This is a genomic window from Brevibacillus sp. HD3.3A (assembly GCF_013284375.2).
Classification (GTDB): Bacteria; Bacillota; Bacilli; order Brevibacillales; family Brevibacillaceae; genus Brevibacillus; species Brevibacillus parabrevis.
The window spans coordinates 845,779-865,305 of record NZ_CP085874.1; the positions used below are offsets into that span (position 1 = coordinate 845,779).

Annotated in this window: 17 protein-coding genes and 1 pseudogene; 15 read left to right on the forward strand and 3 right to left on the reverse strand. The window is 49.2% G+C overall.

Features of this window, described 5'->3' with window-relative positions:
- Positions 1-70 precede the first annotated feature (70 nt).
- The 3 genes from HP435_RS04310 (at position 71) to HP435_RS04320 (ending at position 2,902) form a co-directional block, all read left to right on the forward strand.
- On the forward strand, positions 71-868 hold the full coding sequence (locus HP435_RS04310) for a carbon-nitrogen hydrolase family protein (protein ID WP_173598679.1): 798 nt from the start codon (positions 71-73) through the stop codon (positions 866-868).
- Between the two features lie 192 nt (positions 869-1,060).
- Positions 1,061-1,309: a hypothetical protein gene (locus tag HP435_RS04315; protein ID WP_122966297.1), complete on the forward strand. Its 249-nt coding sequence runs from the start codon at positions 1,061-1,063 to the stop codon at positions 1,307-1,309.
- A gap of 201 nt (positions 1,310-1,510) precedes the next feature.
- Positions 1,511-2,902, forward strand: a complete 1,392-nt coding sequence (locus HP435_RS04320) for an L-cystine transporter (protein ID WP_173597142.1) — start codon at positions 1,511-1,513, stop codon at positions 2,900-2,902.
- Between the two features lie 66 nt (positions 2,903-2,968).
- Here HP435_RS04320 and HP435_RS04325 read toward each other — a convergent pair whose 3' ends face one another.
- Positions 2,969-3,556, reverse strand: a complete 588-nt coding sequence (locus tag HP435_RS04325; protein WP_122966295.1) for a TetR/AcrR family transcriptional regulator — start codon at positions 3,554-3,556, stop codon at positions 2,969-2,971.
- A gap of 145 nt (positions 3,557-3,701) precedes the next feature.
- Here HP435_RS04325 and HP435_RS04330 point away from each other — a divergent pair.
- Positions 3,702-3,836 (forward strand): annotated as a pseudogene (locus tag HP435_RS04330) (alpha/beta hydrolase); the annotation flags it as partial.
- 148 nt (positions 3,837-3,984) lie between these two features.
- Here the strand turns inward: HP435_RS04330 and HP435_RS04335 are convergent.
- A complete protein-coding gene (locus HP435_RS04335) occupies positions 3,985-5,631 on the reverse strand; it encodes a peptide ABC transporter substrate-binding protein (RefSeq protein ID WP_122966294.1) in 1,647 nt (548 codons plus the stop codon).
- Positions 5,632-5,920: 289 nt separating this feature from the next.
- Between HP435_RS04335 and HP435_RS04340 the strand changes: the two genes are divergently transcribed.
- The 11 genes from HP435_RS04340 to HP435_RS04390 all read left to right on the forward strand — a co-directional run bounded on the left by HP435_RS04340 (position 5,921) and on the right by HP435_RS04390 (position 18,500).
- Complete coding sequence (locus HP435_RS04340; RefSeq protein WP_122966293.1) at positions 5,921-7,225, forward strand: hypothetical protein; 1,305 nt, start codon at positions 5,921-5,923, stop codon at positions 7,223-7,225.
- 238 nt (positions 7,226-7,463) lie between these two features.
- Positions 7,464-9,050, forward strand: coding sequence for a M4 family metallopeptidase (locus tag HP435_RS04345; protein WP_122966292.1), 1,587 nt, complete (start codon positions 7,464-7,466; stop codon positions 9,048-9,050).
- Positions 9,051-9,553: 503 nt separating this feature from the next.
- A complete protein-coding gene (locus tag HP435_RS04350; protein ID WP_173597139.1) occupies positions 9,554-11,101 on the forward strand; it encodes an AbgT family transporter in 1,548 nt (515 codons plus the stop codon).
- Between the two features lie 32 nt (positions 11,102-11,133).
- Complete coding sequence (locus HP435_RS04355) at positions 11,134-12,393, forward strand: amidohydrolase (protein WP_122966290.1); 1,260 nt, start codon at positions 11,134-11,136, stop codon at positions 12,391-12,393.
- Between the two features lie 60 nt (positions 12,394-12,453).
- The gene (locus HP435_RS04360; protein ID WP_122966289.1) at positions 12,454-13,857 is read left to right on the forward strand and encodes a M20 family metallopeptidase; all 1,404 of its coding nucleotides are present in this window, start codon (positions 12,454-12,456) and stop codon (positions 13,855-13,857) included.
- Positions 13,858-14,148: 291 nt separating this feature from the next.
- Positions 14,149-14,535 carry a hypothetical protein gene (locus tag HP435_RS04365; RefSeq protein ID WP_026558213.1) on the forward strand — a complete coding sequence of 129 codons (387 nt, stop codon included), beginning with the start codon at positions 14,149-14,151 and terminating at the stop codon, positions 14,533-14,535.
- Between the two features lie 122 nt (positions 14,536-14,657).
- Positions 14,658-15,776 (forward strand): ABC transporter permease, encoded by a 1,119-nt coding sequence (locus HP435_RS04370; protein ID WP_173598678.1) that lies wholly within the window; start codon positions 14,658-14,660, stop codon positions 15,774-15,776.
- Between the two features lie 11 nt (positions 15,777-15,787).
- Positions 15,788-17,071, forward strand: a complete 1,284-nt coding sequence (locus HP435_RS04375; RefSeq protein WP_173598677.1) for an ABC transporter permease — start codon at positions 15,788-15,790, stop codon at positions 17,069-17,071.
- Entirely contained in the window at positions 17,072-17,758 is a 687-nt protein-coding gene (locus HP435_RS04380; protein WP_122966286.1) for an ABC transporter ATP-binding protein, read from the forward strand.
- A 4-nt stretch (positions 17,759-17,762) separates the two neighbouring features.
- Positions 17,763-18,173: a hypothetical protein gene (locus HP435_RS04385; protein WP_122966285.1), complete on the forward strand. Its 411-nt coding sequence runs from the start codon at positions 17,763-17,765 to the stop codon at positions 18,171-18,173.
- A gap of 153 nt (positions 18,174-18,326) precedes the next feature.
- A complete protein-coding gene (locus HP435_RS04390; RefSeq protein WP_229049821.1) occupies positions 18,327-18,500 on the forward strand; it encodes a hypothetical protein in 174 nt (57 codons plus the stop codon).
- A 213-nt stretch (positions 18,501-18,713) separates the two neighbouring features.
- On the opposite strand, the gene HP435_RS04395 is transcribed toward HP435_RS04390, so the two are convergent.
- Positions 18,714-19,358, reverse strand: a complete 645-nt coding sequence (locus HP435_RS04395) for a YczE/YyaS/YitT family protein (RefSeq protein WP_122966283.1) — start codon at positions 19,356-19,358, stop codon at positions 18,714-18,716.
- Between the last annotated feature and the right edge of the window lie 169 nt (positions 19,359-19,527).

The window sequence follows — 19,527 nt, forward strand, 5'->3', positions numbered from 1 at the left end:
CTTGGAACTGGGCGAATATCCGTTATACTAGCAGTAGAAGAACGGGATGAGACAGGGGGATACGATACCGATGAAAGTAGCCATAGCACAGCTTACCGCGACGATGGACAAAGCGGTCAATCTGCAAAAAGCACAAGCGTATATCGAGAAGGCCAAAAAGGCGGGGGCTGACTTTGTCATTTTGCCTGAGATGTACAGCGCTCCAGCGACGCCCAAGTCGGGTGTGACGCCAGCCGAGGTGGCGGAGAAGCTGGACGGACCGTTCGTTTCGGGGCTTTCAGCAGCAGCGAGACAGCACGGGATTTACGTCGTGTGCGGTGTGTTCGAATCGATCGAGGGCGACGAAAATCGCGCTTACAACACGACAGTCTTCCTCAATCGCGAGGGCGAGCTGATTCACGCGTATCGCAAGACGCATCTGTACGATGCATTTTCCTATATCGAATCCGATTTTATCGCGCCGGGCGACAATCCGTATCAGGTGGTGGAGACGGAGTTTGGCAAAATCGGGCTGATGGTATGCTACGAGGTGCGCTTTCCGGAGATCGCCCGCCAGTTTGCCTTGCAGGGAGCCGATATTTTGTTTGTGCCGGCTGGCTGGGTAGCGGGTGCGATGAAAGAGGATCATTGGGAGACGCTGGTGCGTGCGCGGGCGATCGAAAACACGATGTTCATATGCGCAGCCGACCAGGTAGGCAACATCTTCGCGGGACGCAGCATGTTCGTCGATCCGATGGGAGTGGTCATCGCCAGCGCCGGAGAAGAAGAAACTTTGTTGATCACAGAATTGGATATGGATCGGATTCAACGCGTGCGAGGAAAGCTGCCGAGTGTAGCAAACCGCCGCGCAGAGCTGTACACCAATTAAATACATGGGATTTCTGTAAAAGAACAGTCAGTCGCACCACAGGGCAACGTGGGGGCTGATTGTTTTTTTGTTTGGGAAAAGAAAAGTGGTCAGGCACATTTTCGTTTTTCCTTCATAGGATTATAGTAGATATTCTTCATTTTTAGAGCCCTTATGCAAGCGTTACCATCATGCGAAAGGAAGTGTGTGCGAATGTTCTGGTTCGTATGGGCTGTCGTCGGTGTCGTTGTCTGGTGGGCAATGAACAGTATCATGACAGGTAAAGCGGCAGGAACAAGCTGGTGGGCTTCGCTCATCGCTGCGCTTCTGGGCAGCTGGCTTGGGGATTTGGTGTTGGGAGATTGGCTGTGGCTGTGGGCTGGCTTCAACGTCATTGCCGGGGTCATCGGGGCGGTCGTCCTCACCTGGCTGTGGAACTTGCTCAGCAAACAGGCGAAGTAGCATAAAAGCAGGAAGGAATCGTCCCTGTGGCGGTTCCTTTTTTTCGTGGGTACAATCAAAATCAGCGGCACGAACGAAAGTGTACATTTGGGCTATTTTCGCAAAAATCTCACTTGACCAGTAGGAATTGTTGGTAATATAACTATATCTAGGCCGATACTTATGACAGAGAGAGTATTTGATGCAACAGGAGGGGAAAACATGTCAACGATACTTACGATTGTCAACATTGTCCTTATGCTTTTATTCATTGGCGGTTTGTACGCTTTGCAAAAGAAACATATTTCTTTTTCCAAAAGGGTATTTGTCGGTCTGGGACTCGGGATTGTCTTCGGTCTTGTGCTGCAATTTGTTTACGGAGTCAAATCGGACATTTTGAAAGACTCGATTGACTGGTTCAATATCGTAGGAAAAGGCTACGTGAAGCTGCTGCAAATGATCGTCATGCCGCTGGTGTTCATCTCGATCCTGGCTGCGTTTACGAAAATGAAATTGTCCAACAACATCGGCAAAATCAGCTCGCTGATCATCGGGCTGCTGGTGGGAACGACCGCGATTGCCGCAGCGATCGGGATTGCCTCCACTTTTGCCTTCAATCTGGACGGAGCGCAGTTCCAGCAAGGAGATGCAGAATCCGCCCGCATCGAGCAAGTAGAGCAACGCCTTGGCGACATCCAGAACATGACGTTGCCCGCGAAAATTTTGGAGCTGCTCCCGGCCAATCCGTTTCTGGACTTGACAGGTGACAGAGCGACTTCGACGATTGCCGTCGTTATTTTCGCCGCGATTATCGGCATCGCCTATTTGGGTGTGAAAAAGAAAAATCCGGAGCAGGCCGAACTGTTCTCCAAAATCGTCGATGCGATTCACGCGATCATCATGCGCGTCGTGACGCTGATTTTGCGCCTGACCCCATACGGTGTGCTGGCGATCATGACGCGGGTGACTGCGACGAGCGACTACAATGCCATCTGGCAGCTTGGAAAATTCGTCATCGCTTCGTACGCGGCGCTGATTCTCATGTTTATCGTGCACTTGCTGATGCTGGCGTTCGCCGGGCTGAATCCGGTCACTTACGTGAAAAAAGCGTTCCCTGTCCTGACCTTTGCCTTTACGTCCCGCACGAGTGCAGGGGCATTGCCGCTGAACGTGAAAACGCAAACGCAAGACCTGGGCGTACCTGAAGGAATCGCCAACTTTGCCGGCTCGTTCGGTCTGTCGATCGGGCAAAACGGCTGCGCAGGAACATACCCAGCCATGCTGGCGATCATGGTTGCGCCTATCGCGGGTATCGATCCGCTGACGCCTTCTTTCATCCTGACCTTGATCGTGGTCGTGGCTCTCAGCTCCTTCGGGGTTGCCGGAGTAGGGGGCGGAGCTACTTTTGCCGCACTGCTTGTTCTGTCTACGCTGAACCTGCCTGTAGCGATTGTGGGCTTGCTCATTTCTGTCGAGCCTTTGATCGACATGGGACGCACAGCGCTCAACGTGAGCGGAAGCATGACAGCAGGTCTTTTGACGAGCAGGGCGACCAAAGAGCTGGATACAAAAGTATACAACGGCACAGAGCAACAATCGTCTGTGACTGTATAAAAAAGAAACCCGGTTGCACTGCCTCTGCGGCAGATTGCATCCGGGTTTTTCTGAATGCACAATGTCTCATGAATGTGTCCCGACACTCGGATGACCGTTTTGCACCCATTCAAAAATGTACTGTTGCATGGTACTGGCCAATTGAATCGCGCCCATGTCTTTTTCATTTTGCAGCGTCCAGTTTAAAAGCACCATGGCATTTGCCACGTAGAGCTTGGCCAGATAGTCAACCGAGACAGTTGGTGAAGACAGTGCCTTGTCCAAGTAAGCATAGCAGGCGTTGTACAAGATCAGCTCAACTTCTTTGCTCAAATCAGCGGAGGGAACATGCACGTTTAACAGCGTGGCCATTTCCGTTTTATTCGCCGCGGTCAGATCGATGATCAGTTCAATCACTTTTGCCATGTTGCCATGCTGGATGGACACGAAGCGCTGCGCCATTTCTTTTTGAAAAAAGTCGGCCTGGTGCTTGACCATTTTTTCCAGCAGGTCGTACTTATCCGTGTAGTGGCTGTAAAAAGTGGACTGGCTGCTGAGGGAGCGGGTACAAATATCCTTGATCGTAATTTGACTGAAATCTTTTTCCTGCAGCAGACTGACGAGCGCTCTTGCCATGCTTTTTTTGGTTTTATAGACGCGAACATCTTCCTTCATCCAGTCAATCTCCTTTCAAAAGTCGCTTTTTGAACCATCAGGGGGCAGATCGTCCGATTTCGTACGAATGAAGTATTGTTGCTTATGGTTCGTTCAAGGCAATCCCGATACGCTGGGCTTTGTAACCGATCAGAGGAGGGATACCATGTTTAACATGTACTTGGACAACGAACAGTTCAATTTGCAAATCAATCGTTTTATCCAGGACTACTATGAGGAAGATGAACGGGCCAGCAGCGATTTGCAAACGATCGTGCCAAGACTGACAGATGCAGAAACGGGCGGCGAGCAGCATTGTCAGGCTGGTGCTTGTCACCTGGCATTTGATGAAATGAAAAAGTTTTTGTAAGGAAGAGTGCCGAAAAAAAGCAACAGGCTGTACCGTCTGCGAAGGACTGATACAGCCTGTTGCTCATGTTGCGTCATGCTTACTTAATGACGGATGTGTACTTGAAGTACGCCCCGCCGAGCGGGAAGATGATGAAATCTTTCACCTTGTCGTTCTTCACATACGGGCTTCCCCGGAAGTTGAGCGGAGCGAGCGGCATTTCGTCCATCAAAATCGTTTCGGCGTCCAGCAAAATTCGCTTGCGCTTGTCGAGGTCAGGCTCGTTGTAGCTCTTGTCGATCAGCTCCTTGAACTTGGCGTTTTCCCAGTCTGGATGGTTGTTGCCGCCTGTTTTGTCGCGGAACATCTCCAGGAAGTTGATCGGATCGTTGAAATCGGCGCCCCATTGGAAGCGGATCAGGTCGAAGTTGGCTTGCGAGCGCATGTCCCGGTATACTTTCAACTCTGCGTTGTACAGCTTGACGTTTACGCCGAGCACTTTTTTCCACTGGTCTTGCAAAGCTTCTGCCACTTTCTTGTTCGTGTCGGTAGTGTCGTACGTGTAAGTCACGGTCGGGAAGGCTGTCAGGCCAAGCTCTTTCATTCCTTCGGCCAGAAGCTGCTTCGCTTTTTCGTTGTCTTCTTTGAAGTAGCCGTCCGGTTTCAGGCCCATCGAGGTCGGCACCCATCCGTAGGCGGCAGGAACGCCGGTTTGCAGGATGTTGTCGATGATTTCCTGACGGTTGATGGCGTAAGCGAAGGCTTGTCTGATTTTTTTGTTGTTGAAAGGCGGCTTGGTCGTATTGAAGACGACAGACTGTGTGCCAGGGTTGTCAGCGACCATCAGCTTGCCCGCGTCCTTCAGGGAAGGGATCGCGTCTGTCGGCAGCGTGGAAGCAGGATAGCCGCCCCAGTCGATATCGCCATTTTCAAACATGGAGAAAGCTGTATTGTTGTCTTCGATCATGGAGATTTCCAGGCGATCCAGCTTCACGTTTGATTTGTCCCAGTAGTTCGGGTTTTTGGTGAAGACGATTTTGCTTTTGTGTTCCCATGTATCCATGATGAATGGGCCGTTGCCCACGATCGTCTTCGCTTCTGCCGCCCAGTTCGGGCTGCTCTCGACTGTTTTTTGATGGAGCGGGAAGAGCGTCGGGAAGAAGGTCAACTCACGGAAAAATGGAGTAGGCGATTTCAGGTTGAACTCAACGGTGTAATCGTCGATCGCTTTTACACCTACGTCGTCGGCTTTTCCTTTACCCGTATTGTATTCCTCTCCTCCTTTAATGTAGTAAAGCTGATAGGCGTACTCGGATGCCGTCTTGGGATCGAGATTGCGTTTGATCGCGTACACGAAATCGTGGGCAGTGACCGGATCGCCGTTGCTCCATTTGGCGTCCTTGCGAATCTTGAAGGTGTAGTTCATATAGTCCGGTGTATTGGTAAAGCTCTCCGCCGTAGCATTGGTCAGCTGTCCGTTCAGGTCGTAGCTGGTCAAGCCTTCAAAAGCGGCGTAAATCATGTCGAAAGAGTCGGCGTCGACGGCGATGCCAGGGTCCATGGAAGGCGGCTCGCTGTTGATGCTCCACCGCAGCACCATCGGCTCTGTCTTTGTAGCCTCAGTCGGTGTGGCGGAGGGTTGCGAGGTTTGGCCCGCAGGCTGGGAAGGCGTCGAAGAGTTGGAACAGCCTGTGATTACCCCGAAAAGCAAGGTAAGACAGGTTGCAAGCGCAATGCCCTTTTTCATGTAAATCCCCCTTGAAAATGATAGAAACATATATTCAGAATATTTGTTGGCGTTTTTTTTAGCAAAGGTAATTTTTATATTTCCCGGTAAAAAATTTTTTCGTTTAGCTGATTAACAAAGTATTTGCTGCTAATAGTAGAAGACACTCATGTTCGTGCAAGCAATGAGGCAGTTAACTAATTTAGCGGGCAGAATGATGACAGCAGTAGACAAAGCACACGGCAAATGATAAGAATGAGGTAATTAATCATTTTAGCAGCTATCAAACCAGGTAGGAGTAAACGCCCTTATGTATAAAATCGGTGTGGTGGGTCCGCCCCCTTCAGTAGAGCGGATACTGGCTGTTGCCAATGAGTTTGAGCACGAAATCGAGTTTGTTCCTTTTACCTATGAAGATGCGAGAGAAGTTAGCCAGATTGTGCAGGAGCATAATCCGGAGTTTAACGGATGGTTTTTCTCTGGCCCGATTCCTTTTACGATCGCCAAAAATGTGCTGAGCCCGGATGCGAATATCGTCTACTGCCCGCCAACCGGCTCCAATCTGTACCGTTGCTTCATTCAGATGTCGATCGACCATGACGAGGTTGTGAAGCGTGTCTCCGTCGATATGATCGATTCGGAAGGGACGTATTTGCGCGAGGCCATGTCGGAGCTGGATATTCCCGCGGAAGAAATGCACGTCATGACCTACGACGAGCATTACGACCCGGAGGCCATTACGCAGTTCCACCTCTCGCTGTGGCGGGAAGGGAAGACGCAGGGAGCTTTCACGACCTTGTTTTCCGTCGAACGGGCTTTGCGCGATGCAGGCATCCCGGTCTATCGCGTGTTGATGACGAAGATGGAAATTCGCCAGGCGATGAAGATCGTCATCGAAAAAGCGAAAAGTTCGTATTTCAAGCATACCCAAATCGGCGTGGAAATCATTGAGCTGGAGCAGTTTGACAAAATTGCCGAGCGGGCGAAGACGCGGTTCCATCTCCAGCATCTGGAGCTGAAAATCAGGGAAATCTTGCTGCTGCTTTGCGAACGGCTCGATGGCTCCCTGATGGCAAACGGCAACGGGCGCTATCAAATTTTCAGTTCGCGCGGCGCGATCCAGCGGGAAATTGAGATGCTTCGGCATACGGTAGAGCAGCTTTCGCTGGAAGCGGATGTGCCCGTGGCAGTCGGCGTAGGCTTCGGAGACACGGCCTTTTCAGCGGAGAACAATGCGCGAAAAGCGGTCCAGCATGCCAAAGAACGGCCGCAGTTTGGGATTGTGGTCGTGCAGGATAACGGCGTGATGATGGAATCGGTGGGCGAAGCGGAGGAGCTGGAGTACGCCTACCGTTCGAACGACCGCGAGCTTTTGGAAAAACTGAACAAGGCCAACGTCAGCGTCAAAACGTATTACAAGCTGAGGGCGCTTGTCCAGCGCATGGGCTGGAAATCATTCACGACAACAGACATCGCGGCGTATTTGTCCATGACGGTGCGAAATGCCCAGCGAATCATGGGCAGTCTGTGCGAAGTGGATCTCGCGGAATACAAAGGCGAGGAGCAACAGGCTATGCGCGGCAGGCCGAAGAAAATATATACGCTGAAAAAGTAGACAACACCCGACATTTCGGGTGTTTTTTTTGTCGATGGGAAGCGACTTTAGTGTCATTTCGTGGCGAGAGTTCGGAGGGCAGCGTTTTTGGCTGCGAGGTTTCGTCAAATCATGTAGAAGCAAGTAAGAAGTTGTCGAGAAAAAAGAAAAGAGAAAAAAAGGGATTTTTTCCAGAAAAAGCAAATAAGATAAAATGTTTCATACATTCATAATATTTTGATTGGGGGAGTTTTTTAGAATGAAAAAGTCTTATGTTGCAACCAGCTTGACTCTTAGTATTGCCGTGGGCGTGTCTGGCTTCGCATCGGTTCCGGCGCTGGCCAAATCCAAAGACATCGACTACAGCAAGGAGTGGGAAACACCGCAGTACATCGGGGAGAAGTGGGAACCGGATGGAGAAAAAGGCGACGATATCGTCTGGTCCTACCTCGAAAATTACAAAGATCAATTCCAGATTCAAGGAGATGTCGCCGATCATTTTCAAATTGTGAATGAGGTTCGCAACAAGGAAACGGACACAAAGCACTACCGTTTGCAGGAGGTCTATAACGGGATTCCGATTTACGGTTTCCAGCAAACCGTTCACATAGACGCTGATGGCTCTGTCACGTCTTACCTGGGGCAGTTCATTCCCAATCTCGATAACAATGATGATCTGACAAAGAAACCGAAGCTTAACGCACAAAAAGCGTTGAAGAAAGCGATCAGTGATGTGGAAGACGAAGTGGGCGAAAAGCCGGACTTCGTAAATGATCCGGAGGCAGAGCTGTATATTTACGTACATGAAAACGAAGCTTACCTGGCGTATGCGGTTGAGCTGAGCTTCCTGGACCCGGAACCAGGTCGTTGGATGTATTTCATCGATGCGCATAGCGGAGACGTGATCAACAAGTACAATACGATCGACCACGCAACAGGAATCGGAACAGGCGTGCTCGGCGACAGCAAGCAGTTCGAGACTTCGCTGCAAAGCGGCAAATATGTGATGAAAGACACGACGCGCGGAAAAGGTATCGAGACGTATACTGCCAAAAACCGCTCCACGCTTCCTGGCACGCTTATGTCAGACAGCGACAACAATTGGACGGACGGAGCGGCAGTCGATGCGCACGCCTATGCGCAGCAAGTGTACGACTACTACAAAGACGTCCACAATCGCAACAGCTATGACAACAAAGGCGCCTTGATCCGCTCTACTGTCCACTACGGCAACAATTACAACAATGCATTCTGGAATGGCTCGCAAATGGTGTATGGAGATGGCGACGGCAGCACATTCATATCGTTGTCCGGAGGTCTGGATGTAGTCGCTCACGAATTGACCCACGCTGTAACCGAAAAGACAGCGGGGCTGGTGTACCAATACGAATCGGGAGCTTTGAACGAGTCCCTCTCCGATATTTTCGGTGCGATGATCGACGACGACGATTGGCTGATGGGAGAAGACATCTACACCCCAGGAACAAATGGAGATGCGCTGCGTTCCCTGGAAGACCCAACAGAGTATGGCGACCCGGATCACTACAGCAACCGCTATACCGGCTCCCAGGATAACGGCGGCGTTCATATCAACAGCGGAATCAACAACAAAGCTGCGTATTTGCTGGCAGAAGGGGGCACGCATCACGGGGTAACCGTGAACGGGATCGGTCGCCAAGACACAGCGAAAATCTACTACCACGCGCTGACTCATTACCTGACGCCGTACTCCAACTTCTCTGCGATGCGCCAAGCTGCTGTTCATTCGGCCACTGACTTGTTCGGTGCAAATTCTCCGCAAGTAGCTGCTGTGAATGCAGCGTATAGCGCGGTAGGCGTGAACTAAACAATAAGGCATGGCAAAGAGGCAACCACTCAACGGGTGGTTGCTTTTTTGTATGTAAAAAAGCAGACGAAATCATTTTCTTATGGCAAAAAACCAGTGGGAAGTGCCGTTGGAAGGGAAAATAACTTAGGTCTAAAGCACTGATGTAGTCAGGTCTGGAGTCCCGGATAAATCATGGAAGCTTTTCTATTTTTCAAGAAGTCAAACAACTCTATTGAAAAAAAGTTACTCAGGTTATATAATTCAATTAAACGAAATTGTCTTTTTGTATTCGCATATTGTGAATGGTGACTGAAACAAAGACCAGGAAAGGAGTATCGGCACGACGACAAGCTTTACTGCGTTTTTGAATGAATGGATTGCGTTGAGATTAAAATGAAAGGGCTTTCACTTTAATGCCAGCATCCAGACTGATCACTCATTCAGAACGTCGTTGTTTCGCCAACGAAACAAACGAGAATGATGGTTACCAACAGAAAGAAACGGCCTAGGGGGAATGCTCAATGAGTGCAAACAACGTACAAATCGATCGGAATGAGCAATATTCGCAAGGAATCGGCCTGGTGAAATGGGTAGAGCGAGTGGGAAACAAGCTGCCGAACCCGTTCATGCTGTTCCTTTATTTGATTGCTGCTTTGATGATCATCACTGCTGTTTTGTCTATTTTCCACGTCACAGCAATCGACCCGATCAAAAATGAGCAAGTCCAGGTAAAAAATCTGCTCAGCCAGGAAGGCTTGCAGTGGCTTTTGCCCAACATCATTAAAAACTTCTCCGGGTTCTTGCCGCTCGGTTCGATCTTGACGCTGATGCTTGGCGTAGGGCTGGCAGAGAAGGTCGGTCTGCTGGAAGCAGTCATTCGCAAAATGTCGCTGCGCGTCAGTGCGCGCTATGCCAGCTATCTCGTTGCTTTCATCGCGTTTTTCAGCCACGTGTCTTCTGACGCTGCGTTCGTGATTATGCCGCCGCTTGGCGCGTTGATCTTTTTGGCTGTCGGACGTCATCCGGTGGCAGGGTTGCTCGCCGCGATTGCAGGTGTTGGATCAGGCTTTTCCGCCAATATCCTGATCGTGACGACAGATGTGTTGCTGTCCGGGATCAGCTCGGAAATTTCCAAGTCGGTCGATCCGAACATCACTGTGAGCGTGCTCGACAACTGGTTCTTCATGTCCGCGTCCGTCCTGCTGCTTTCCGCGGCGATTGGTTTTATCACGGACAAATTTGTGGAGCCGCGTCTGGGTGTTTACAAAAGCGAAGGCAAAAACGAAAGAAAACTGGAAGATTTGTCCGATATCCAAAAGAAAGGCTTGCGTGCCGCTGGTATCGCAGCGCTGGCGTTCATTGCCGTCATGGCTGTGCTGGTCGTGCCGGAAAATGCGCTCTTGCGTGATCCGAAGCTGGGAACAGTCGTACCTTCTCCATTCATTTCAGGGATTGTTCCGATCATCTTGCTCTTTTTCTTCACCGTAGCGATTACGTACGGAATCAAAGTCGGAGTGATCAAAAAGCAAAATGACATCCCGGCTCTCTTGACTGACCCGATCAAAGGCATGGCAGGATTCATCATCATGATTTTCCCGCTGTCCCAATTCGTGGCGATGTTCAACTGGAGCAACATGGGCAGCTTCCTGGCGCTCTCGATTACCGATTTGCTGGAGCAAATGAACATGAGCGGAGCACCTGTGTTTATCGGCTTGATGTTTTTGTCCGCGTTTCTCTGCATGTTTATCGCCAGCGGTTCCGCCATCTGGTCGTTGCTTGCCCCGGTGTTTGTACCGATGTTCATGGCGCTTGGCTTCCATCCGGCATTCGCGCAGGTGGCGTTCCGGGTTGCCGACTCTTCGGTCATTCCGTTTGCGATCGTCTCACCGTTTATCCCGCTGTTCCTCGGCTTTTTGCAGGAATATAAAAAGGATGCGAAGCTGGGCACCTATTACGCCTTGATCATGCCGTATCCGATCGCGATCTTTATTTTGTGGACATTGCTCTTAGTTGTTTGGTATTTCTTGGGTCTGCCAATCGGCCCTGGAGTTTATCCGATCATGAAGTAGAGATGACTCCAGAATGAACAGGAGGAATTGATATGTTGGATCTGGTTTCCCTTCGAAGAGATTTTCATATGCATCCGGAAGTGGGCTTCACAGAGTTTCGCACCGCTTCCAAAGTGGTAGAGTTGTTGACTTCCATGGGTTATGACGTCATTTACGGACAAGACGCGATGGATGGCGATTCCCGCAGGGGATTGCCGTCCGAGGAAGTGCTGGAAGCCGCATACGAAAGAGCGTTGCGGGACGGCGCCAACCCGGAGATCGTTGCGAAAATGCGCGGCGGCTACACGGCGGTGATCGGCGTCAAAAAGGGCAGCAAGCCCGGGCCGACGGTGGCTTTTCGCTTCGACATGGATGCTTTGCCAGTTTTGGAGAGCACCGATGCAGACCATTTTCCGCAAGCGCACGATTTCCGCTCCCGCTATGAAGGCAACATGCACGCATGTGCCCATGACGGGCATACGACGATTGGGCTTGGCGTAGCATCCGCGCTGGCAGCAGGGGATTTCGCCGGGACGTTGAAGCTGATTTTCCAACCTGCGGAGGAAGGCGTCCGTGGCGCGTACTCCATCGTGCAAAAAGGGATGCTGGACGACGTGGACTACATTTTCTGCCACCATCTGGGGGTTAACGTCCCGCTTGGCGAAGTGCACGGCGGCTCTTACGGGTTTTTGGCTACGACCAAAATGCTCGCTCATTTTTACGGCGTTTCTTCCCATGCGGGCGCATCGCCGGAGCAGGGGAAAAATGCGCTGCTCGGCGCGGCTACAGCTTTGCTCAACATTCATGCGATTCCGCGTTTTAGCACAGGGGCGACTCGCGTGAATGTGGGCGTGCTGGAAGGGGGAACAGCGGCAAATATCATTCCGGCTTATGCGAAGATGATTGTCGAAACCCGTTCGGTGTCTGAGGAGGTCAACGCCGAGGTGGAACAGCGCGTTCGCACGATTATCGCGCACAGTGCAGCCATGCATGAGCTGGAGCACAAAATCGAAGTAGTGGGGGGAGCGATCCCGATCAACTACGACGAGGAAATGGCTGTGTTGGCTTTGGAGGAAGCCAAGCAAGTCGAGGGCTTTACTTCTTTTAAAATGGGCGAGTACAACTCGATGGGCAGCGAGGACGCGAGCTTCATGATCAAGCGCGTTCAGGATCGCGGCGGAAAAGGAACGTACATGGCGATCGGAACCGACATTCCGGCTCCGCACCATCATCCGAAATTCGATATTCAGGAAGAAATTTTGCCGCGCAGCGTCGAGCTGCTGAATCGGATTGCAAGACGGCTTCTTACGTAAAAGAAACCCTCTATCGCTCTCATGCTTTGATCAACTACGACCTGGAGAGGATGTTTCTTGATGGATACCAAACGAATTGCAGAAATGATCGAAAGTAAACGGGATTCTTTTATCAAAGTGAGCGACCGCATCTGGGAGTTCGCGGAGACGCGCTTTCAGGAGTACCAATCGGCTGAGCTGTTGGCGCAGACGCTTGAGTCAGAAGGCTTCCAGGTGGAGCGCGGAGTGGGCGGGATTCAGACGGCCTTCATCGGCAGCTTCGGCAGCGGAACTCCGGTTGTGGCGATCCTGGGCGAGTTTGACGCGCTGTCGGGAATGAGCCAGAAAAAAGGCCAGGCCAAGGAAGAGCCGGAGGTGCCGGGGGCAAACGGACACGGCTGCGGACACAATCTGCTGGGAACCGCTTCGCTTGCGGCCGCAGTAGCCGTGAAGCAGTATATGGAAGAAAACAATTTGCCAGGTACGGTTCGTTACTACGGGTGCCCAGGGGAAGAGGGCGGCTCAGGGAAGTCGTTCATGGCGAGAGCCGGGCTGTTTGACGACGTGGACTTCGCCCTTTGCTGGCATCCGATGGGCTACAACAGCATCATGGCAGTCGAGTCGCTGGCGAACTACCAGGTGTATTTCAAGTTCAAAGGCAAAAGCGCTCACGCGGCAGCGAGTCCGCATCTGGGCCGCAGCGCGCTGGACGCAGTCGAGCTGATGAACGTCGGCGTAAACTACTTGCGCGAACACATCATCACGGATGCGCGTGTGCACTATGCGATCACCAATTCTGGCGGGTTGTCGCCAAACGTCGTGCAGCCATACGCAGAGGTGCTCTACCTCGTTCGTGCGCCAAAAGTCGATCAGGTGCAAGAAATTTACGAGCGCGTGTGCAAAATCGCCAAAGGCGCGGCGATGATGACCGAAACGGAAGTCGAGATCGTGTTTGACAAGGCTTGCTCCAATCTGGTGCAAAACCGGACGCTGGAAGAGGTCATGTACAAAAACTACCAGGAGCTGGGTGTTCCCGTGCATGACGAGGCGGAGTTGCAACTGGCCAAAGCGATGCGTGCCACGCTGTCTGAACAGGAAAAGGCAACAGCGGAGAGACAGTCGCCGGGTACGCCTGACCCGGACATGGTGACATGGCTGAACCCGTACAACGGCGGGACGATTCCGCTGAACGGCTCGACAGACGTTGGCGATGTAAGCTGGATCACTCCGACCGCCCAGTGTACGACTGCTTGCTTTATCAATGGTTCGACTTTGCACTCGTGGCAATGGGTGGCGCTGGGAGCTACTTCGATGGCGCACAAAGGCATGCTGCACGCCGGAAAGGTCATGGCTGCTACGGCGGTGGACATGCTGCAAAACCCTGAGCTGATCGCGAAGGCAAAAGCGGAGCTGAAGGAGCGTCTGGGCGGCAAAGAGTATGTGTGCCCGATTCCTGACGGGGTTATGCCTTCGGTGAAAAAGTAAAGGTTTTACGTGACAAGACCGACGATAGACCGCTTGAATGCGGCTGTCGTCGGTTTTTTTCATGGAACAAGGCAAGAAGATGGAAGCGTGCCTCATGCATGCGATTTACAAAAAAATACAAAAAATTAATAAAATATAAATTTCTATATTTTACATATTTCTGCAAAAAAATGACAAAAATGATAAGTATAATAAAAGTCGATAAGGAAAAACCACTAAATTTGTTGTTGTTTTCTCCTTATTACCCTTGGCCAAGGTATATAGACAAAGTAAGTTTGGGAGGAAAGGAACTTGGGAAAAAAATTTCTTGGTATTGCTGCAACACTCGCTTTGTTGACGGCAGCTAATTCTGCTTATGCGGAGACACAAACCGACACTCTTCAATATAAAGATTTGCGGGCTGATATCAAACTGGATGTCGATTGGAATCTTTTAGATGAAGATAAGGCAGAAGCCGAAACAGACTTCATTAATCCAAACAATAGTAACTATGTTGCAGTCAGACTTGAAATGTGGAAAGACGACTCTGGAGTTTCCGGCAGCAAATATGATCGAGATAAAAGCCTTGCTGAATGCCGCTATACTTATGCGGGAGCTGAGTATTTCAAAAGTAGACACTCGATTGACAGCTCTGATCGGAAAAAAGAACTTGTCGTTGATACTTTCTCCGATGACTAGGATTCCGTAACATTCAAACAGAAAATAAACCGGTTGAATAGCCGGTTTATTTTCTGTTTGGCTACGACGGTAGCTTGCCGCAAACCATATTCAATGCTGAAAAACTCAGGAGACGGTTATACATGACGATAAGCTCGATAAAAAATCAGTTTAAAGCCCATCCTGTCACAACCGCTTTGATTATCTTGGGTCTGACCATATCCATTGTACTCATTTCAATAGGTATATCGAGTGTGAGGAATACGCATTTACTCATCCAGCAACAGGTTCATTACGCACCCCAGAATGCTACTAAAATAGAATTGGAGCTTCCGGACAAACAAGATGTACACGCTTTGTTCAAGGTTTTTGACGGGATATCAGATCAAACTGGAGTTATTCTGGACCGAGCAAAAATGTTTCACAATGGTCTCATGGCTCCAGTAACGCCTGAATATTGGACAAAACAGGTTGTTCAGAGATTTCCATTAGAAACAGGAAGATATCTGAATATAACGGATATCATCAATGGAGAAAAAGTAGCCCTAGTTGGCAAAGCGAGAGGGAAAGGTGTACGCACCAAGAACGGAAAACCGTACATTTTGTTGGATAACGAAGAATACGAAGTGATCGGAATAATCGGCGTGAAAGGAAAAACAACAAAAGCGATTGATTACAAAATTGTTATTCCGGCCACGTCGCTTTCCTCAACGCTTTTGAGCAAATTGCAAAGCACGAAAACGATTCCTTTCTTGATCCACAATATTTATACAAATACATACGCAGACGAAAAACAGATTAAACAAAATGCCAAGCGTCTATTTCCGGAAGTGACATGTACAGCCTCCCCGTACGGAGAAACAGAGGGGATTATTGCACCCAACAGGGGAGGCGAAATCTACATATCCATAATGGTCTACGCTCTGGCGATCATCAACGCGATTAACCTTACAGCCTTTTGGATTCATGAAAGAAAGTACGAAATTGGTATCAGGAAAGCTTTTGGCTACAGCAATGCGGATATCGTCTCCATGCTTTTTGGGGAGATGTGCGTCATCAACCTGATAGCGGTTGTCATAGGTTTTTCTATTCAATGGATGATAAGAAGCTTGCTCTCCAAATGGCTCGATTATCCGGTTGAGATTACCTCCACCACTATCTTTGCCGCGATTTTGTTTGTTTTTGCAACAGCATTTTTCACTACTGCCATCCCTTCCGGCAAGGCGGTAAAAATACAGCCAGTTGAGGCTATCAGGGGATAAGGAGAAGAGAAATGGAGCACCTTTCCATTGCTATTTCATCCATGTGGAAAAGAAAGCTGTCTGTTTTTCTGATGATGACACAGCTTGTGCTTTCCTTTTGGGTGATGAACCATGCGTTTATTTCCATGGACGTCGTGCACTATCAAGAGAAAAAGCTATTTGCGGTAATGCAGATGGATAAAGATACAACGTTGCGGTTGTCTTTTGCGGATGTGGATGACACAGAATGGTTTGCAGAACGATTTAGTCACTTGGAGAATTTTATCAAACAAACGCCTGGAGTGCAGAGGTACGGCTCCTTTGATACGACCTCCATCACACCGGAAAATTTGCCGAACCAACGTGCTTTTCTTGAACAAAACAAAAAACAGTATGCCGGAACAAGGTTGGAGAATGCGATTGAAAATAGCAAGATCGTTTTTTTAGATAAAGGCATCTATTCATATGCAAAATTCAAGATCATTAACGGAAGGCCACTGGGTGAAGCGGATTTCACCAAAAAGGACGGTGACGTTATCCCGGTTTTGATCGGATATAACTACCGGGATGTCATCAATCTTGGTGATCGGTTTGAGACCATCATCCATGAAAAGAAAATCGTGTACGAAGTTGTTGGAGTTCTTGAGCAGAGGAGTGAATGGTTATCTGGAAATGATTACATTGCTGATCCGGTCGATAACCTGGACAACTTTTTTCTTGCTCCGTTTTTTCCGATTGTCAGGGAAAGCGAGCCGATGGATGTAGCGGTGAGAATGCATAACACCTTCATCCAACTGGATTCCGCAGAAATGTTCAATCAAGTCTCGGCGGCCATTTTAGAAAAGGGGAGAGAATTAGGCATAAATCCAACGCTGGCAACAGTTGGTGACGAGTTGCAGGCTTACAGGGAAAACAGGAAGCAAGTCAGCAATTTCTCCCTGTTCATGGGGATGTTCTTTTTAGTGATCTCCATCATTGGAATCGTTTCGGTGACGCTTTCGTCGATTCACGCCCGAAAGCATGAACTGGGAGTCAGGATGGTGGCAGGTGCAACCAAAAGGGATATTTCCATGATTATTCTCATGGAACTTGTATGGATAGTAACGGTTTCAGCAGTTTCCGGGGTTATGCTGAATTACGTGATGGAAGCTTTCGAAGATTCATCGGTAGCGAATATAAAGCTGGAGATGTTTGCTTTCCCTTTATACGGTAAAGTCATGCTTGTATCCATCCTGGTTATTCTTTCTTCCGTGTTCATCCCGTTGCTTCGGATAAAAAAACTCCAACTTCGAGAGTTAGTAGGGGGGAGAGACTGAATGGCATTCATCGAACTTGATAATGTTTCGAAAGTATTCGGGCAAGCAGAGTATGCAACTGTAGCCTTAAAACAAGTGACTATTCGCATGGATAAAGGCGAATTTGTCTCTATCATGGGTCCATCTGGCTCAGGTAAATCGACCCTTTTGAACATTATGGGTTGCATGGATATACCGAGTGAAGGAGAATACAGGCTAAATGGCACTTTGATCCAAAAATTAAACGATAGAGAATTAAGCCAGATCAGAAACAAAACGGTCAGCTTTGTCTTTCAAAACTTCGCCTTAATGCACAATTTTAGCGTATATGAAAATGTGGCACTGCCCTTGTTTAAACGAAAAATGAGCCTCAAGGAAAAGAAGGAAAAAGTAGACTATTATTTGCACAAACTCGGGATTGCTGACTTGAGCGATAAAAATGTATCCAAGCTGTCGGGAGGCCAAAAACAAAGAGTTGCCATTGCACGTGCTATGACTGCTGAAGCAGAGCTGATCCTGGCTGATGAACCAACAGGTGCGTTGGACCAAAAAAATGGAGCGCAGTTAATGGAGCTTCTTTGTCAAATGAATGAAGAAGGCAAAAGTATTGTTGTCATTACCCATGATGAAAAAATCGCCGGATATACAAAACGAATCATCAACATTGTAGATGGAGTCATTACAGAAGATCGAAAGAAGGAGAGATAACGGTATGAAAAGGAAATGGAGGATCGTTTTAATTGCCGTCTTTATCGCTTTGGCGGTGGGAATCAGCTACTACTCCTTTTTTTATCAAGAACATTTTATGCGGTCAGCAGAAGGTGTCTTTTTGTCCAATGAATATGAGGAAAAATATAAACAGGTGATTAGGGAAATTACCGTTAACAAAACTAAATACGATACACTGCTTGTCAAACATGAGATTAATTTGGATGGTGGAAGCCTTACTTTTGAACTGTTCGATCCAAACAACAGATTGGTTCAGTCTGGAGAGGTGACCAAAGACCAGATTTATGCTGAAAAACTCGAGGTAACGCCTATAAAGGGAAAATGGCGAGTGCAATATCATACCAACAAGGATACAAATGGAAAATATATAATATCATTGGAAAGTGCAGAGTAGCTTTTTCAGAATAAGCGTGTACAAACACGGAGACAGGAGGGACAACATGACTGGGAGAGCCTGCCCGGATGGTTTTGGGCGATCTATTACCTATTTTTCCTCATACCAGCAGGGACAGCCGTCTTTTGCCTCGCGCGCAAGAAAAACAAGCGGATGTCCGTTGCCGCGATGCTCTTGGCGTTGTTGCTTCCGGTCGTCAGTCTGTGGAAAAGCATCGGCAGGGCAGAAGAAATGGACGAGTTCGAGCATTTTGTCATGGAACTGCTGCAAGGCTCCCTCTGGGCTGTTTTCGTACTCGCTAGCTACGTGTTTTTATTTGCATGGTAGGGCATGTTTTTGAAGAAAAAAGCGTTCGGTGGGCAGGGATAGATTGATGACAAGCCTGATAGTACGAGGTCGTTGCCTGAGCAGTGCAAGTAGGTAGCGAGCGGCACAAATAAAAAATCACGCCGGCGCGATTGATAGTTTTGCGCAGGCGCGAGAAAGCCGTCATTTGGCTGACGGCTTTTTTGGATGTCTTTCTATCATTCACTTGTTCACTCACTCCATTCCTTGCTGCACTTGCCCTTCTTTCCCGCGATTGACGAAGGACAGAAGCTTGTTTCCGGCATTGATCGCTGCCTGGATGATGTAGCCGGTGGTAAACGACAGCACGATCGTTCCGTAATAAATCGGTCCATCCAGCAAAAAGCTGAGCGTCAAAAACAGGCAGGCGAGCGAGATTTCTGTCCGTCTGAACGTCCACTTCATTCGCTGCGAGACGACGAGCACGAAAGCCTCTTGCGGTGCGGTGCATACTTGTGTGCACACATACAGTCCGATGCCGCTGCCGATGCACAGGTTGCCCAGGATCAAGGTCAGAAGCGGCGGGAGCGAGCGGATGCCGTCCATCAGCGCATCGATCGAGCCGATCATGTCTACGAAGACAGAAATCAAAACCATGACGACGACGGCCCCGATCGTAATATAACGCCGATCCATAAAAAAGACGATGCATACAAACGTAAAGTTGATCACAAACATCCAGAAGCCAATCGACACTCCGAAGTTTTGGAACAGGGCAATAAACAGGGAATCATAAGGGCTGAGACCGAACGAAGTAATGGTCGTCATCATATTGATGCCGAGGGCAAGAATCAGCAAGCCTGCGACAAACAGCAGATACTCAAATTTGAAGCGAAACACGAGGGCATGGCTCCTTTCAAGATCGTTGGAAGTAGAATACGGTGTGGAACGCTTTTCAGAGCAAGCAAAAAATTTGCCCGGAAAAGTTGGCTGCACTTTCACAGCGATCCGGCAAGCTTTTCAACTGGTGCAAAGGAGGGGATTCTCGTTATGATGGAGAGAAGAACGG

Excerpts from the sequence above, each read along its gene's own strand:
- HP435_RS04310 (WP_173598679.1), top strand. The coding sequence starts at position 71 with ATGAAAGTAGCCATAGCACAGCTTACCGCGACGATGGACAAAGCGGTC.
- HP435_RS04315 (WP_122966297.1), top strand. The coding sequence starts at position 1,061 with ATGTTCTGGTTCGTATGGGCTGTCGTCGGTGTCGTTGTCTGGTGGGCA.
- HP435_RS04320 (WP_173597142.1), top strand. The coding sequence starts at position 1,511 with ATGTCAACGATACTTACGATTGTCAACATTGTCCTTATGCTTTTATTC.
- HP435_RS04325 (WP_122966295.1), bottom strand. The coding sequence starts at position 3,556 with ATGAAGGAAGATGTTCGCGTCTATAAAACCAAAAAAAGCATGGCAAGA.
- HP435_RS04335 (WP_122966294.1), bottom strand. The coding sequence starts at position 5,631 with ATGAAAAAGGGCATTGCGCTTGCAACCTGTCTTACCTTGCTTTTCGGG.
- HP435_RS04340 (WP_122966293.1), top strand. The coding sequence starts at position 5,921 with ATGTATAAAATCGGTGTGGTGGGTCCGCCCCCTTCAGTAGAGCGGATA.
- HP435_RS04345 (WP_122966292.1), top strand. The coding sequence starts at position 7,464 with ATGAAAAAGTCTTATGTTGCAACCAGCTTGACTCTTAGTATTGCCGTG.
- HP435_RS04350 (WP_173597139.1), top strand. The coding sequence starts at position 9,554 with ATGAGTGCAAACAACGTACAAATCGATCGGAATGAGCAATATTCGCAA.
- HP435_RS04355 (WP_122966290.1), top strand. The coding sequence starts at position 11,134 with ATGTTGGATCTGGTTTCCCTTCGAAGAGATTTTCATATGCATCCGGAA.
- HP435_RS04360 (WP_122966289.1), top strand. The coding sequence starts at position 12,454 with ATGGATACCAAACGAATTGCAGAAATGATCGAAAGTAAACGGGATTCT.
- HP435_RS04370 (WP_173598678.1), top strand. The coding sequence starts at position 14,658 with ATGACGATAAGCTCGATAAAAAATCAGTTTAAAGCCCATCCTGTCACA.
- HP435_RS04375 (WP_173598677.1), top strand. The coding sequence starts at position 15,788 with ATGGAGCACCTTTCCATTGCTATTTCATCCATGTGGAAAAGAAAGCTG.
- HP435_RS04380 (WP_122966286.1), top strand. The coding sequence starts at position 17,072 with ATGGCATTCATCGAACTTGATAATGTTTCGAAAGTATTCGGGCAAGCA.
- HP435_RS04385 (WP_122966285.1), top strand. The coding sequence starts at position 17,763 with ATGAAAAGGAAATGGAGGATCGTTTTAATTGCCGTCTTTATCGCTTTG.
- HP435_RS04390 (WP_229049821.1), top strand. The coding sequence starts at position 18,327 with ATGTCCGTTGCCGCGATGCTCTTGGCGTTGTTGCTTCCGGTCGTCAGT.